This is a genomic window from Faecalibacter sp. (genome assembly GCF_057177045.1).
Genome location: NZ_CM169987.1, coordinates 1,793,899 through 1,809,970 on the forward strand (window position 1 = coordinate 1,793,899; position 16,072 = coordinate 1,809,970).

General features: G+C 32.6%; 19 protein-coding genes. 8 read left to right on the forward strand and 11 right to left on the reverse strand.

The genetic code is table 11. The features are described from left to right. Positions 1-29: 29 nt before the first annotated feature. From AC1QSP_RS08340 to AC1QSP_RS08350, 3 genes are read right to left on the reverse strand one after another with little or no spacing between them, the layout of a single operon-like run. Complete coding sequence (locus tag AC1QSP_RS08340) at positions 30-665, reverse strand: NAD(P)H-dependent oxidoreductase (RefSeq protein WP_484078304.1); 636 nt, start codon at positions 663-665, stop codon at positions 30-32. A 6-nt stretch (positions 666-671) separates the two neighbouring features. Next, complete coding sequence (locus tag AC1QSP_RS08345) at positions 672-1,097, reverse strand: organic hydroperoxide resistance protein (RefSeq protein WP_484078305.1); 426 nt, start codon at positions 1,095-1,097, stop codon at positions 672-674. Positions 1,098-1,100: 3 nt separating this feature from the next. After that, complete coding sequence (locus AC1QSP_RS08350; protein WP_484078306.1) at positions 1,101-1,526, reverse strand: MarR family winged helix-turn-helix transcriptional regulator; 426 nt, start codon at positions 1,524-1,526, stop codon at positions 1,101-1,103. Between the two features lie 199 nt (positions 1,527-1,725). On the opposite strand from AC1QSP_RS08350, the gene AC1QSP_RS08355 reads away from it, so the two are divergent. Together AC1QSP_RS08355 and AC1QSP_RS08360 are read left to right on the forward strand one after the other, a co-directional pair. Further along, positions 1,726-2,142, forward strand: a complete 417-nt coding sequence (locus AC1QSP_RS08355) for a nucleoside-diphosphate kinase (RefSeq protein ID WP_484078307.1) — start codon at positions 1,726-1,728, stop codon at positions 2,140-2,142. Positions 2,143-2,245: 103 nt separating this feature from the next. Then, positions 2,246-2,710 (forward strand): copper resistance protein NlpE, encoded by a 465-nt coding sequence (locus tag AC1QSP_RS08360; RefSeq protein WP_484078308.1) that lies wholly within the window; start codon positions 2,246-2,248, stop codon positions 2,708-2,710. A gap of 28 nt (positions 2,711-2,738) precedes the next feature. Here the strand turns inward: AC1QSP_RS08360 and AC1QSP_RS08365 are convergent, their stop codons facing one another. The 6 genes from AC1QSP_RS08365 to AC1QSP_RS08390 form a co-directional block, all read right to left on the reverse strand. Continuing rightward, positions 2,739-3,482 (reverse strand): acyl-[acyl-carrier-protein] thioesterase, encoded by a 744-nt coding sequence (locus tag AC1QSP_RS08365; RefSeq protein WP_322971744.1) that lies wholly within the window; start codon positions 3,480-3,482, stop codon positions 2,739-2,741. 67 nt (positions 3,483-3,549) lie between these two features. Beyond that, the gene (gene ribH / locus AC1QSP_RS08370) at positions 3,550-4,041 is read right to left on the reverse strand and encodes a 6,7-dimethyl-8-ribityllumazine synthase (protein ID WP_484078309.1); all 492 of its coding nucleotides are present in this window, start codon (positions 4,039-4,041) and stop codon (positions 3,550-3,552) included. A 97-nt stretch (positions 4,042-4,138) separates the two neighbouring features. Next, a complete protein-coding gene (locus AC1QSP_RS08375; RefSeq protein WP_322971742.1) occupies positions 4,139-4,843 on the reverse strand; it encodes a tetratricopeptide repeat protein in 705 nt (234 codons plus the stop codon). A 75-nt stretch (positions 4,844-4,918) separates the two neighbouring features. Next, complete coding sequence (locus AC1QSP_RS08380; protein WP_484078310.1) at positions 4,919-5,512, reverse strand: porin family protein; 594 nt, start codon at positions 5,510-5,512, stop codon at positions 4,919-4,921. Between the two features lie 8 nt (positions 5,513-5,520). After that, positions 5,521-6,288: an ABC transporter ATP-binding protein gene (locus tag AC1QSP_RS08385; protein WP_484078311.1), complete on the reverse strand. Its 768-nt coding sequence runs from the start codon at positions 6,286-6,288 to the stop codon at positions 5,521-5,523. Next, positions 6,288-7,034 (reverse strand): MlaE family ABC transporter permease, encoded by a 747-nt coding sequence (locus AC1QSP_RS08390; RefSeq protein ID WP_484078312.1) that lies wholly within the window; start codon positions 7,032-7,034, stop codon positions 6,288-6,290. The genes AC1QSP_RS08385 and AC1QSP_RS08390 overlap by 1 nt, the downstream gene beginning before the upstream one ends. A 53-nt stretch (positions 7,035-7,087) precedes the next feature. Between AC1QSP_RS08390 and AC1QSP_RS08395 the strand changes: the two genes are divergently transcribed. Beyond that, the gene (locus AC1QSP_RS08395) at positions 7,088-7,678 is read left to right on the forward strand and encodes a SprT-like domain-containing protein (protein WP_484078313.1); all 591 of its coding nucleotides are present in this window, start codon (positions 7,088-7,090) and stop codon (positions 7,676-7,678) included. Positions 7,679-7,683: 5 nt separating this feature from the next. Continuing rightward, entirely contained in the window at positions 7,684-8,754 is a 1,071-nt protein-coding gene (locus AC1QSP_RS08400; RefSeq protein ID WP_484078314.1) for a mannose-1-phosphate guanylyltransferase, read from the forward strand. A gap of 39 nt (positions 8,755-8,793) precedes the next feature. Here AC1QSP_RS08400 and AC1QSP_RS08405 read toward each other — a convergent pair whose 3' ends face one another. Continuing rightward, complete coding sequence (locus AC1QSP_RS08405) at positions 8,794-9,759, reverse strand: hypothetical protein (RefSeq protein ID WP_484078315.1); 966 nt, start codon at positions 9,757-9,759, stop codon at positions 8,794-8,796. A gap of 131 nt (positions 9,760-9,890) precedes the next feature. Then, a complete protein-coding gene (locus AC1QSP_RS08410; protein ID WP_484078316.1) occupies positions 9,891-10,307 on the reverse strand; it encodes a hypothetical protein in 417 nt (138 codons plus the stop codon). 83 nt (positions 10,308-10,390) lie between these two features. On the opposite strand from AC1QSP_RS08410, the gene AC1QSP_RS08415 reads away from it, so the two are divergent. The 4 genes from AC1QSP_RS08415 (at position 10,391) to AC1QSP_RS08430 (ending at position 16,034) form a co-directional block, all read left to right on the forward strand. Beyond that, on the forward strand, positions 10,391-11,287 hold the full coding sequence (locus tag AC1QSP_RS08415) for a glycerophosphodiester phosphodiesterase family protein (protein ID WP_484078317.1): 897 nt from the start codon (positions 10,391-10,393) through the stop codon (positions 11,285-11,287). Between the two features lie 5 nt (positions 11,288-11,292). Continuing rightward, positions 11,293-12,891, forward strand: a complete 1,599-nt coding sequence (gene bshC / locus AC1QSP_RS08420; protein ID WP_484078318.1) for a bacillithiol biosynthesis cysteine-adding enzyme BshC — start codon at positions 11,293-11,295, stop codon at positions 12,889-12,891. A gap of 38 nt (positions 12,892-12,929) precedes the next feature. Next, positions 12,930-14,786 (forward strand): amino acid ABC transporter substrate-binding protein, encoded by a 1,857-nt coding sequence (locus tag AC1QSP_RS08425; RefSeq protein WP_484078319.1) that lies wholly within the window; start codon positions 12,930-12,932, stop codon positions 14,784-14,786. Positions 14,787-14,867: 81 nt separating this feature from the next. Further along, the gene (locus tag AC1QSP_RS08430; protein WP_484078320.1) at positions 14,868-16,034 is read left to right on the forward strand and encodes a dicarboxylate/amino acid:cation symporter; all 1,167 of its coding nucleotides are present in this window, start codon (positions 14,868-14,870) and stop codon (positions 16,032-16,034) included. Positions 16,035-16,072 lie beyond the last annotated feature (38 nt).

Sequence of the window (16,072 nt, forward strand, 5' to 3'; positions counted from 1 at the left end):
AATGCCACTCAATCAAGAGTGGCATTTTCTTATTTAATTTCTATTACAAATTCTTCTTTTGGTAAACGAACTTTCTTCATATTCTTTAACCAATCGTTTTCATCATCTCCGTATCCTACATACATTAATAAAACACTTTTTAAGTTTTGTTCTTTTAAGTTCAAGACTTCATCGATGTGCTTATTATCAAACCCTTCAATTGGAGTTGAATCAACTTTTAATTCTGCAGCTTGTGCTAATGCCATACCTAAGGCAATATAAGCTTGACGTGCAATATGGGCGTGATTTTCTTCCGCAGTTTCATTCAAATAAATACCTTTGATTTGATCCGTATAACTTCCGAAACGTCCACGAGGTAAACCTCTTTCATCAGTCGTCATATCATAGATATAATCAATTCGTTCTTCTGTATAACGATCCCATGCCGCAAAAACTAATACATGAGAACAGTCTCTCATACATTCAGGATTTAATGCGCCATCAACCAATTTTTCTTTAATTTCTTGATTTTCGATTACAATTAATTTAAATGGTTGTAATCCCGAAGATGTTGGTGCTAAACGAGCAGCTTCAACAATTTTATCGATATTTTCTTGACTTACTTTTTTTGTTGGATCATATGCTTTTACTGCATGTCTCCATTGTAAATTTTCAATTAATGACATATATATTTAATCTTGTGTAGATACTTTTAATTTCTCTTCGATATTTCCTCTTGTAGCATTTGAATAAGGACAAATTTGATGAGCTTTTTCAACTAATTCTTCAGCAACTTTTTGCTCGACTCCTGGTATTGTAATATCCAATTCAACAGCTAAACCAAATCCCATATTTTCTAATTGACCAATACTAACTTTGGCTGTAACAGAAGTTTCTCCCGTGGTAATTTTACTTTGTTTTATAACAACATTCAAAGCGCTATCGAAGCAAGAAGCATAACCTGCTGCAAATAACATTTCGGGATTCGCATATTCATCATTTGCTCCACCTAATGCCTTAGGCATACGAACTTCTATATCTAATACACCATTTTGGGACTGAACTCGACCATTACGACCACCTGTAACGGTAGCGTCAGCTGTATATAACGTTTTCATATTTTATGATTGTTTAATTTTACAAATAATTGATTTTAGTACTTGAATCTCTTCTTCAGTTAAATTAATTTTTTCGTGCATTTGCTGAGGAATTGTACATGCTTTCGATTTTAAAACCTTTCCATGATCCGTTAAAGAGATTAAAACAACACGTTCATCTTCAATTGAGCGATGACGTGATATGATCCCTTTCATTTCTAAACGCTTTAATAAAGGAGTTAATGTTCCACTATCTAAGAAAACTTTTTCCCCAATTTGTCCTACTGTTAACCCATCGTTTTCCCAAAGGACAAGCATGACAAGATATTGTGGATAAGTTAAATCTAAAGCTTCCAAAAAAGGTCGGTATTGATTAATGATCTCCTTTGATAATGCATATAAAGGAAAACACAATTGGTTCGACAATTTTAAATCTTCTGAATGATCCATAGTATAATTCTGAAAAACAAAGTTAATTCAATTTATATTGTGCACAATATAATTTTACACAATTAACATAGCTATAACTTTTATGAATAAAAAAGTTATAATTTATCTAATTAAGATTTATGCTATTTACATGAATGATTTTAATGATTTTTTGTAATTTTGCATTCTCATTATTAGAAATAAATAATATATCAATAAAATGGCAAACATTACATTTACAATGATCAAGCCTGATGCAGTAGCAAAAGGACACATCGGAGATATCTTAAAAGATATTACAGACGCAGGTTTCAAAATCAAAGCGGCTAAAATGACTCAATTAGCGAAACAAGATGCTGAAGCATTTTACGCTATCCACAGCGAGCGTCCATTCTTCAAAGATTTAGTAGAATTCATGACTTCTGGACCAATCGTTGCTGCAGTTTTAGAAAAAGAAAATGCTGTTGCTGATTTCCGTACTTTAATTGGTGCTACTAACCCAGCTGAAGCTGCTGAAGGTACAATCCGTGCGAAATACGCAGAATCTATCGATGCTAACGCTGTTCACGGTTCTGATTCAGACGAGAACGCTGCGATCGAAGCTGCTTTCCACTTCGCTGCAAAAGAAATTTTCTAATTAAAAGAAATTAATTTCTATATATTAAATCCTTTCGACGATGTTGAAAGGATTTTTTAATGCCTAAAGATTTCTTATCTTTAGTGAAGTTAAAACATATTCTATGAAAAAAATTTTCGTAGCGCTTACCTTAGGGTTAACTTTTGCCATGCTAAGTTGTAAAAATGATGCTGAATCGGTAAAATCAACGAATACTACTGATACCATTAAAATAGACTCTACCACGGTAGATACACATACTGCTCAGACCTCTATTGATTACGAAGGAACTTATGAAGGTGTGCTTCCTTGCATCAAATCAGATTGTAAAGAAATTGAATTAAAACTGCAATTGATGCCTGATGGTGTATTTGTTTACTCAACAAAACGATTAGGAATTGATCAAGAAGAGTTAATGACAACAGGAACATTCCATTTTGAAAATGATGGAAATACAATTGTTTTGGATCAGATTGCCAATGTACCGAATGCCTTTTTCATTTCGGAAGGTAAAATTTATCAATTGGATAAAGATCAAAAGAAAATTGAAGGTCCTGATGCTGAAAAATACATCTTACTAAAAAAATAAAAAAAGCTCCGAAAAGGAGCTTTTTTATTTATGATTTTAATTCGAATTGACATGCAAAACAATTGGTTTCTTGTTTTGAAATTTTAAATACGATAGAATTGCCAAAAATAGCTTTTTCGATCAAAACATCTTCCCCCAAGCTGATTTCTCGCATAAAGTTTAGATCAATCGATTTGATTTGATTTTGTAAAACGATTGCAGGATCCATACAATTCAGACACCATTCTAAATATTTAGTATTATTTACATGATTTACAATATCGATATCGGAGAATTGAACTTTATAATGAAATTGTTCAGTATATTCAACCTCTAAATTAATACGATCATTTGGTTTCTCAGTCGCGTGCAATTCAGGAAAACGTTCGATATGGTCGGTATTGATTGCTAATACATCTGGTCGTCTTCTTTCGGTATTGAATATTGCCCAAAGGCTTGATACCCCAACTAATTTTTTACCTTCACGTTCGATTGTAAAATTACGGGTAGATTTTGCTCCTTTTAGCTCTTCAACCCATGTATTGACTTCAATTTGATTTAACCATCCTGGCATTTCATCAATTTCAATACGCATGCGATTCAACACCCAAGATTGATTATATTCTTGTAAGTCTGAAAACCCAACTCCTCCTAAATTTGCATGTTCGGAAGCCGTTATTTGGAAGAAATTAGCCATTTCTTGAAGCTTTAAATAAGCATTTGGATAACATTGTGGAAAATAGATATTCCACTCTTTATAGTGTTTCGATTTAAAATGTGGTGAAACCGGCATTCTCTTTATTTTTTATTAAAAAATCGGATAGTTTCCCATCCGATTTTATGTATTAACTCTATTGATTTTATAAATTTTCTTTGAAGTTCGCCATCATCACTGCTGCAACTCCTGCTTCAACTCCTTTATTTCCATGTTTCCCTCCTGAACGATCGATGGATTGTTGTTCATTTTCATCGGTTAATACACAGAAAATGATTGGCATATCATGTTTGATGTTTAAATCTTTTACCCCTTGTGTTACCCCTTCGCAAACATAATCAAAGTGTGCTGTAGCCCCACGAATAACACATCCAACTACTATAATACCATCTAAATCAGGATGTGCTTTTGCTACTTTATCTGCACCATAAATTAATTCAAAACTTCCTGGCACATGATACAATAAGATATCATCTGGAGACGCTCCTAAGTCGATTAAAGTATCTTTTGCACCATCACGTAAATTAAAGGTAATATGATTATTCCATTCCGAAGTAATTATAGCGAATTTCTTCCCATCTACATTCGGTAACTCCGCTTTATTATATTGAGATAGATTTTTATTTTCAGTTGCCATTTGATGTTATTTTTGAAGAGTAAATGTACGAAACTAACAAGAATAAAAAAAGCTGAACCCATTGGATTCAGCTTCTTAAATTTTAGACTTATTGGAATTAATTAACCCCTAAAGTATATTTTAAACGTTCTGCGAATTTCTCTGCATTTCCGTTATTTGCACCTGGATACTTGTCTACAATGATTTGGAAGTATTTTAAAGCTTCTTCGTTTTTACCCACACTCATTGCAATCTCTCCTGCTTTAGTGTAGTACGTCACTTCTAAAGTTTCTACTTCTGTAGCTTCAGCAGCTTTCACAAAATATGGTAAGGCTTCTTCTACTTTATTCGATTGCGTTAAAGCATTTCCTAACATTCCATATTTCTGAGCTAACATAACCTCATCATCCGTGTCAAATTCTTCTAATAATTTAACTGCAGAGGCGTAGTCACCTAATTTATAATAAGAACTAGCTGCTTTAAAACGAGCTAAATTCCCCGCTTCAGTATTCCCATATTCATCAACGATTTGTTGTAATCCTTGATATGCACCAGCACTACCTTTTAATGCTTGAGCAACTGAATCTTGATCGAATAAACGTTCTGCTTGAACCATGTTTGTTAAAGCTTCTTCACTTTTTGGTTCAACTACGAATTTAGTATAAGCGAAATAACCTAATGCGGCTACAACTAAAGCGACTAAAACACCTACGATAATTTTCGCATTTTCTTCAACGAAAGTTTCTACATCGAAAGCTGTTTTATCTAATTTCTGAACAAATTGCTCTGTAGCAAATTCTTCTTTGTTATTATTTTTTGCCATTGTGTTTAATTACGAGTTTGCAAAAATACATTATAGAACAAATATATCCAATTTATTTAAATTGAAACTATTTGATTAAAATAAGTATGCTACAGATACATTTAAGAAACGTGGACGAGTTTCAGTACTGAACGTCGTGTTTTCGTTTACGAATTTAGAAGTCATTTTACCTAATCCAAATTCATAGCGAACATCCACTAAGAAACTTGACAATTTAGCTCCAGCTCCTACTTGTAAACCGACATTGAAGTCATCCTGCTTTAATTTACTTACTTCTTTCCAAGAAATATTATCACTCATATAATAGGAAAAAACAGGTCCTGCTTGAATGTGCCCTACGCCTAAAATTGTTTTTCCTACATTTACAGGAACATCAAGACGTTTTTTTGTAACATCGAATGTCTCATTATCTACTGAATATTCATTTTTGAATTGAGAGTATAGTAACTCTGGTTGTACGTATAAACCTCCTAAAGAGATACGAGATAAAACTCCTAATTGGAATCCAGTTGAACCTTTACCTTTGTTATTGTAAATGTTAACAACATCAGATAAAACTTCTCCTTTATCTGTATTAAAAATTAAACCTGCTTTTGCACCAAAGTCAATTCCTTGAGCTGATACAAATGATGATGCTGCAACCAATGCAGTAAATAATAATTTTTTCATTCTGTTTTTTATTTTTCCTTAAGTAACGCTTCTCTTAATTTCTTGAATAAGTTAGATGAGTAAACAAAGTCAATAACAGCTGGATTATCAGCCACTAAAATTTCATCTTTATTTCCTTCCCATTCTAAATATCCATTCTTTAAGAATACAATATGATCACCGATCTCCATAACCGAGTTCATATCGTGCGTATTAATAATAGTAGTTGTGTTTAGTTCTTTGGTGATGTCATAAATTAATTGGTCTATGACTAAGGCCGTTTTTGGATCTAATCCTGAGTTTGGTTCATCCGCAAAAAGGTATTTTGGATTGTTTACAATCGCACGCGCAATGGCCACACGCTTTTGCATTCCTCCCGAAATCTCTGATGGAAATTTCTTTAAAGCTGTACGTGCAATTTCGACACGATCCAATACTTCTCGTGCACGTTTGTCGATATCACTTGCAGACATATCCGAAAACATTTCCAAAGGGAATTTTACGTTTTCTAAAATGTTCATTGTATCATACAAAGCACTTCCTTGGAATACTACACCAATCTCACTACGTAATCGCTGCCTTTCTTTGTAATCGTATTCGACCATATTTTCACCTTCATATAAAATCTTTCCAGATGTAGGTGTTAATAAGCCAATTAAATTTTTAAGAAAAACCGTTTTCCCTGATCCCGATTGCCCGATAATTAAATTAACGTTTCCTTTCTCGAAAGTTAATGAGAAGCCTTTTAAAACCTCAATACTATCGAACGATTTTCGAATTTCTTTAACTTCAATCATTAGCTTAAGATTGTTTGCGTTAATATTAAGTTGATCACGATAATGGTAACCGAAGTCCAAACTACAGCAGTTGTCGACGAACGACCAACTTCTAATGAACCTCCTTTTACATTATACCCGTAGTATGCTGGAATTGTTGCAATAACAAAACCAAACACCATCGTTTTGATAAAGGTGTAAACGTATAATTTCGTTGCCATTTGCATTTGTAAACCTGTGATAAAGTCAGCTTCAGACCACATTTTTGTACTAACACCAATTAAATGCCCTCCGATTAATCCAAATCCAATACTGATCATAACTAAAATTGGATTAAAAAATACACAGGCTATAATTTTTGGTAGTATCAAAAAGTTGGGTGAATTTATCCCCATCACATCCAATGCATCAATTTGCTCTGTTACACGCATTGTTCCAATACTCGAAGCAATGTACGAACCTACTTTCCCTACTAAGATCAACGACATAATTGTAGGTGCAAACTCAAGAACCAATACCACTTTTGTCGCATACCCGATATAAGTATCTGGTACCGGGATATCTGCTCCTTGAAAATTTTGCGCCATTTGGATTGCTACAACGGCTCCCATGAAAGTTGAAATAAAGGTCATAATCCCAATAGAATTCACGCCTAAATCCCAAATTTCTCGAATCGTTAATTTCCAAAAGACTTTAAGCTTTTGTGGCTTGCTAAAAACTTTAGCCAAAAGCATAAAGTACGCTCCGATGTGTTCAAATAATTTCATTACGACAAAATTAAGATTTTTATTGAAAAAGCTTTTTATTTATCTTGCACATTGTGAATTTAGACCAATTACAACCCTATTTACCTGCAAATGCTTTGAAATTTATTCAAGAATGGATTAAACCTTACCCATTAACTTTAAAAATTACTCGAAGCAGAGAGACTAAATTAGGCGATTATCGTAAAATTAATCAAGCCCAACGCCATCAAATTACCGTCAATGGTGATTTGAACAAGGAGGCCTTTTTCTTTGTTTTCACTCACGAAATCGCACATATGATTGTTTATGCAAAATTTGCTTACCACGAAGTTATGCCACATGGCAAAGAATGGAAAATTATTTTTGGAAAATTATTGGTCGATTCATTATCCGTTTATTCGGATGACTTAAAACCACACATTTTAAAACACGCCAAATCTCCTAAAGCTTCTGTTGGAGCTGATCCGAATATCGCTAAATATCTGATTAACGATATACAACCGCATCAAATCTATTTGGATGAATTGCCCCTAGGGGCTCGATTTCTATTAAAAAATCGAATATTTATCAAAATGGAAAAACAGAAATTAAGGTACATTTGTTGTGATGAGAAAACCAACAAAAAATATTTAGTAAACGCATCAACGTTAGTTGAAAAACGATAAACTCTATGAACCCAAATAACCACTATGCAGTTATTTTGGCCAGTGGTACAGGTGTACGCTTATGGCCAATGAGTACCATTAAAAAACCAAAACAATTCCTCGACCTATTAGGTATCGGTAAAACCTTAATTCAAACCACATATCATCGATTAAAAAAAGTTGTTCCTGAACAAAATATTTTAGTCATTACAACGAAAGAATATGTACCCATTGTAAAAGAACAAATCCCTGGTCTACTCGATGAAAATATTATAATTGAACCTCGAATAATGAATACAGCTGCATGTAATTTATTGGTTGCTAAAATTATTCAGCAAAAGAATCCAGAAGGTAAAATGATTATCGCTCCATCTGATCATTTGATTTATGATGCCGATGATTTTACAAAAAATATCGAATTAGCATTTAAATATGCCGATGAGGAACATTTGATTTTATTAGGCGTAGAACCGACGCGTCCAGACACTAATTTGAGTTATGTTCAAATTATACATGATGAACAAGCGGTAAAGAAAGTAAAAACTTTTGTTGACAAACCCGACGAAGACTTTGCGCAATCCTTCATCGAAAGTGGAGATTTTTTATGGAATACTGGAATTTTAGTTTGGTCTGCAAAAGCCATTATCGAAGCGTTTGAAAAACACAAACCTATGATGGTAGAGATCATTAATCGTTACTTTAACCAGGAAAATCAGAATTTAGAAACATTAAAACCTATTTATACCACGTTAGATGTCATTTCGATTAATCATGCCATTTTAGAAAAAGCGAATAACGTTTATGTCATTCCAACACAAATCGGATGGAACGATATGGGGACATGGAAAGCAATTAATGATTTTACTCCAGGAGATGAAAAAGGAAATAATATCCGATGCAAACATTTTAGAGGATACAATACTGAAGATACCTTTGTGCATACCACACAAGACAAAGCCATTATTATAGATGGATTAAAAGGTTACGTAGTGATCGATTCCAATAATGGATTAATTATTTGTCCTAAAGAAAACGTAAAAGACATCCGAACATATGTCAGCGATTTGAAACTCAACAGAGGCGAAAAATATTGTTAAACAAAAAAGCTACTCGAAAGAGTAGCTTTTTTTATCTCTTTATTTTAATGAAATCTTATTTTGACCGATTTTAAATCCGTTATTATAGATATCGATTACATAATCTCCTTTTGGAAAATCGTAATCTTTCCAATCGAACGAAATACGATTTCCTTTCGTTGCATCAAAATTAAATGTCACTCGATCCGAGAATTCCACCGACTTCCCTGAACGAAGTGGTAATTTACCTGGATTTGCATCCTCAAAACGTCCTAACGTTCCGTCCGGTTTATAAATCGCAATAAATAATTCTTTCGTTTCACTTAATGCATTTTGGTTTGGATCCACTATAAAGCTAACTCGCATTTTATTAATACGACTTGCTCTTTCAGTTTCTACTTCCTTCCCAGAACTTTTGATACGTAATCCTGTTAAATTATAATTTGAAATTGACAGTGTCGAATTAACATTTTTATTTAAAGATTCTTTTTCCGTTTTTACCGTTTCTAAATCCTTTGAAATCACTTCATTTTTCTCACTAACCAATTTATTGGTTTCAGCTAGTTCCGTATTATCTTCTTGTAATTTTTTATTCTGAGCTTTTAAAATTCGGATTTGTTCTTTATAATCATCCAACTCAGCCTTTAAAGAAGTAATTAATCGTTTCGCTTCATATAAATCAGATTTTGTTAAATCATCCTGATTTAAAATATGTTGAATTTTCTTTTGTTTCTCGAAAATAATACGATCTTTTTCAATCAAATCTGCATCTTTCGCTACAATTACAGTTTTAGCCGTGTCATAATCTGCGCGAGCTAATCGTAATTCTTGTTTTAGAATTTCTCTGGAGCGCTCTAAATCATCTATCATTGAAATTTCACCATTCTTCGCCATTTTATGTTGACGATCTTGATAAAATATATATCCGATAGCTCCACATAATACTATTGATAGTAAAAGAATAATTATATTTTTAGAAAATGTAGGTTTATTGTCTAAATCAATATATTCTTCACTCTTCTTCATTTTACTCATTTTTTTTCCCAATCAATCCGCAAATGCATTATCAAAAATCAATCCATAAAACGATATTTGCCTCAATTCTATCAAATAATTGAGGCAAATAGTAAATTATATTTAAGATATAGCTGATTTTCTTAATCCACCTTTGGAAAATTTGGAGATGAAATGTTTGATTTTGGCTTTTCTGAAACTTCTTCTTTGACCTCCTCCACGACTTCTTCAGTCTTGGTTTTCACCTGATCAATTTTTTCTTTTACAATGTCTCTCGTTTCATGCATACGACGTTCTGCAATTTCCTTCACATCATTATAATCTTCTTTTGCTCGTTCTCTAATGTCTTTAGTTGCTTCCTTAGAAACTTCTTTAAGATCAGTGGCAGCATCTTTTACGTGATGAAATGTGCGTTTTGCAAAATCTAATGCATCTTCTGCTATGACAGATCCTGTTTTAGATAATGTATCTACCACATGATCTAATCTCTCTCCTTCTTTATCAGCAGTTTTATCTACTTTACTGATGACTTTTTTTAAAAAACTTCTAACGAATCCCATTTTATTTAATTGTTTATGTTGATTATCACTTAAATTTACAATCGATTTTAAAGATATTCTTAAATCTTAAATTCTACAAAACTATGAGGAGTAAATATTTAAAATTTAATCATTTATACTTAACCTTATTGGCCATTGCATTGATTTGGAGTTGTAACCCTTCGCATCAATCCAAAAAGAATGAGCAAGTTTTAAACCAAAATGAATTTGATTTCAATTATTCCTCAAAAGAAAAAAATTTAGTCAGTGCACACCGTGGTGGAAGTGGAATTGAAAATTATCCTGAAAATTGCATTGAAACCATGAATTATTTGTTTGAACAAGGCATTCAGATTTTTGAAATTGATGTAGCTAAAACGAAGGATCACCAACTCATCTTAATGCATGACAATAGTTTGCAGCGAACTTCTACTGGCCGACAAGATGTGAACCAAATTACCTTAGATCGCATAAAGGAATACTTTTTGGTAGATGATTTCGGTAATCTAATTTCTTATAAAATACCAACATTTACAGAGGCATTACAATGGGGAAAATCAAAACCCATTTACTTTATGGTTGATATTAAAAAAGATGTGGATTATCGTCAATTGATTGAAGAAATACGAACTCATCAAATGGAAAAGCAAGTTGTATTGGTTTCTTATTCTGTACAGCAAGCTAAAAAGCTACATCAGCTTGCTCCAGAGATGTTGTTATCAGTTTCGATGCGAAATGAACGAGAGTTTAATGATATGATGCAAAGTGGAATCCCTCCGCATCAGATGGTAGCATTTACAGGTACACGTCGATCATCAGATGAATTATACCGTAAAATCCATCATCAAAACATCATGGTTATTTTAGGAACCTTAGGAAATATTGATAAAAGTGCTGCTGCACGAGGAAATAACATATATCAAGAATTAGAACAGCAAGGTGTTGATATATTTGCAACTGATCGTGCATTAGAAGTATATCACACAATAAATAAAAATTAATGGAAATGAAAACTGTCAGTTTAAAAGACTCGAATTATTTTTCTTCGTTAATGTTGGATTATATCCATCAAAAAGAAGAAGTGAAACCTTTTTACCATCGTTTTCCTTCCAAGTCTTCCTATATTGAACAAGCTGAGGATAAATTAAAATATTATACCCATCGTGAAACTCTTGTAAAGCAATTAACACAACAATTACAAGGTCTTTCACTTTCTAAAAAACAAATCAAAAATCTTGAATTACTGAAGAAAGAGAATACGGTAACCATTACGACTGGTCATCAGTTGAATTTATTTACGGGGCCGATTTTCTTTTTTTATAAAATTCTTCAAGGAATTAAACAGTGTAAGGAATTAAATAAATCGCAAGATCAATACCATTATGTTCCTATTTTTTGGATGGCAACAGAAGATCATGATTTTGATGAAATCAATCATTTCCGCTCAGGAGATCGCATTGTTCATTGGGAAAAAGATCATGGCGGACCTGTAGGTCAATTATCAACTGAAGGACTACGCGAAGTTTTCAATTCCTATTTGGCTATTTTGCCTCAAGGAAAGAAAAAGGAACAATTAAATGAATTAATTGAAGCTTCATATTTCTCAGCAGATACTTTAACTCAAGCCACACGACAATTGGTTCATTTGTTATTTAAAGATTATGGACTATTAATGATTGATGGTGATGATGCAACGTTAAAACGATTGATGATTCCGACTTTCGAACAAGAAATTTTAGAAGAAAAATCTTTTCAATGGGTTAATTCATCAGCTTCAGCATTAGAGCAATTGGGGTATAAAATTCAAGTGAATCCAAGAGAAATTAATTTATTTTATATCGCAGAGCCTAACTCGAGAGAACGTATTGTTTTTGAAAATGAGAAATTTTATGTTCTTAATACGAGCATTCAATTTACCAAAGATGAAATAATCCAAGTACTTCATCAACATCCGGAACGTTTTAGTCCCAATGTTATTTTACGTCCATTGTATCAAGAAACCATTTTACCAAATGTAGCCTATATTGGCGGTGGAGGCGAAATTGCGTATTGGTTTGAATTAAAAGAAATGTTTAAAGGATATGGGATTCCATTCCCATTATTGGTTCTTAGAAACTCCATGTTAATTCGAACAAAAAAACAATGGGAGAAACAATTGGCGTTAAATTTGAGAGATGAAGATTTGTTCCGCTCAAGTCGTTCGATTGTAAAAGAAGAGATCAATGAAAATTCTGAACTAGTTCATGAACTTCCAAAATTGAAAGAGGAGCTTGAAGCTATTTTTAAATCATTAGAGCTTATTTCAGAAAAAACTGATCTTTCCTTTGCTAATATGGTACAGGCTCAGCGAACAAAACAATTGAATGGATTTGAAAAATTAGAAAAACGATTAATCAAAGCAGAATTAAAGAAAAATAGTGAAACACATCAACGGATAGAAAATCTTTTAAAAGAATTATCGCAAGAAAAAGGTTTACAAGAACGTGTCCGTCACTTTGCTGATTTTGATTATGTAGATATTTCAACATTTATCGAATCTGTTTATCAAGCGATACAACCATTCGAATTTAACTTTATCATAAATACATTAGCTGAAGATATTTAAGGAAAGTAATTCGTATATTTATACCGAAAATCATTTACATGAAAAAAATAGTCTCATTATTACTTTTTATTGGTTCTACTGTTTTATTTGCTCAACAAAAATCACATAAAGTTGAAGCCAAAGAAACAGTTTATGGAATTGCAAAAAAGTATGGTGTTACACAAGATGCATTATATAAAGCCAATCCTTCCATCGAAAAAAATGGGTTACAAATTGGTGATATCATTGTCATTCCGGGCGTTAAAGAAGATAAACCTGCTCCTTTAGCAGAATCAAAAACTCCTGTGAATTATGAAGATGAACAATACATCTACCACACAATACAAGCCAAAGAAAGTATTTTTCAACTAACGAAAAAATATGATGTTTCTGAAACAACCTTGCGATCATTAAACCCAAAACAATTGGAAAGTGGACTTAAAGTTGGTGATGTATTGCGTATTCCTAAAAAACAAAAATCGGATTCTTCGAATCAACCAGTTGTTTCTTTACCATCAGGTAAACACATGGTTGAAAAAGGAGAGACTTTATATAGCTTATCGAAGAAATATAATGTTTCGGTGGATGATTTTTATGCTGAAAATCCTCAATTACAGACTGAAGGTTTAAAAGAAGGAATTGTTATCGTTATTCCTAAAAAATCAGGTCGTGCAGTGATCGAAGATCAAACGATTAATTATACTGTTCAATCAGGAGATACAGCCTATAATATTATCCAACGTTATAATACGACTTTAGATGAATTAATTGCATTAAATCCTGATGTGATTAATGGTCTTAAAAGTGGAATGGTCTTAAAATTACCATTGCAAAAAAATGCAAAAATCATCAAATATGCTGAACCTGGAAAGGTAAAACGTATTAATGATAATGAAATTAACATTGTATTGATGTTACCTTTCAACGCAGAAAATTCTGTTGGCTTAAAAAATAATCAAGCCATGCAATTTTTCACTGGAGCAAAAGTGGCTTTAAATCGCTTATCTAAATCAGGGAAAAATATCAACGTAAAAGTAATTGATACAAAGAACGAAAGTGATATTCAATCCATTTTAGCTACTCATGACTTATCGAAAACGGATGCGATTATTGGTCCAATTAAATCGGGTGCTGTGGTAGAAGTTGCTGATTTCTTGAAAGGTTCTGGCATTGGAATTATTTCTCCTTTTGCGAATACAGATGAGCTAAATAATTACGAAAACTTATTTGTCGCTAATCCTCGTGAGGAAGTTTTAGCTGATCAAATTATTGATGAGATTAAAAAATCATATGCTGGTGAACAAGTGTATTTATTAACGGATAATGATCACCAAGATTTAGCGGAATACACCAAAAAGGCTTTAGAAAAACAACTAAAGGCAAATGTAGTAATCGTAAAAGAAGCCAATAAAATTATACAACCTAATGATAAAGTAGGTGATGTTGATTACTTTACTCCTATCATTGCAGTAATGGTTGGTGACAATGACGCTTTAGGAAAACAATATCTAGAACGTATGAAGACGTTTAATAAAGATTATGTCAAAGGATTTGGAATTAAATCAGTAGATGTATACGATATTTATAACTCTGAAAATGCAAAAAATATTGATGCTTTCCGTGAATTTGGCTTTGTATATAGTACATCTTATATCATGAATACGCGTAATGATGAAACCATTAGTATTTTAAAAGATTTTAAAGATGTGTATTGCAACATTCCAACACGTGCTGAGCAGTTAGGATATGATGTGGTTTATGACATCGTTGATCGTATGAACAGCAAAGGGGACTTTTTAAACAATGTGACTGCAGAAAACACGCGTTTATCTTATAAATTTGCATACAAACGAATCGGAAATACAAAGGCGTATGCCAATGATTCTGCGCGTTTAATCCGTCTACCTAAAAAATAATTTTTTTTCTATTTCATATATTTAAAGCGATACTTTAATTGAGTATCGCTTTTTTTTGCATTAATATTTATAAATTAGCCTATGCATAAATTAAAAGACAATTTACTTTTACAAGTAATCATTGCCATATCATCAGGTACTGTTTTAGGTTTAATTATTCCTGAATCTATTGGTCGAATTTTCGCTACATTTAATGACTTTTTTAGTGAATTATTAAATTTCTTAATTCCATTAATTATCATTGGGTTAATAGTTCCATCCATTGGTCGATTAGGACAAACAGCTGGTAAATTATTATTAACCACCGTATTGATCGCTTATGGTTCAACCATAATGGCTGGATTATTAGGTTATGGTTCTGCAGTATCATTATTTCCATCTTTATTAGAAAATCAAACAGGAAAGATTTCATTGGCGGAAAATGGTAAGGAGCTTTTACCCTATTTTTCGATTGAATTTCCTCCATTTTTTGATGTGATGCCGGCATTGATCTTTTCATTTTTGTTCGGAATCGGATTATCAAAATTGAAAAATTCAGTTTTTGAGAAATTTGCCGATGATTTTGAATCCATCATCACGTTCTTAATCCAAACAGTAATTATTCCACTTTTACCTTTATTTATCTTCGGGATATTTTTAAACATGACCTATTCAGGTCAAGTCATGGTCATCCTAAATGTATTTTTAAAGATTATTGGAGTCATTTTCGTGATGCACGTTTTATTACTAGCTATTCAATTTGTTACAGCGGGTGTTATTGCAAAGAAAAATCCATTAGGATTGATCAAAAACATGATGCCAGCATATTTTACAGCTTTAGGAACACAATCTTCTGCAGCTACAATTCCAGTGACTTTAGAACAAACGAAGAAAAATGGTGTAGATCCAGAAATCGCTAGCTTTGCTGTCCCTTTGTGTGCAACAATCCATCTATCTGGATCAATGATTAAGATTGTTATGTGTTGTATTGCCTTAATGATGATTCAAGGCATGCCGTTTGATTTTATTCAATTTTTAGGATTTATTATAATGTTAGGTGTTGCAATGGTTGCTGCTCCAGGAGTACCTGGAGGTGCTATTATGGCAGCTATAGGAATTATTGCATCGATGTTAGGATTTAGTGCCGAAAATCAAGCCTTAATGATAGCCCTTTATATTGCGATGGATAGTTTTGGTACCGCAGGAAATGTAACGGGAGATGGAGCAATTGCTGTTATCTTAAATCGTTTTTTTGGTAATAAAGCTTAATAAGGAGGTAATTATATAGAAGACAAAAGGCAACTCGA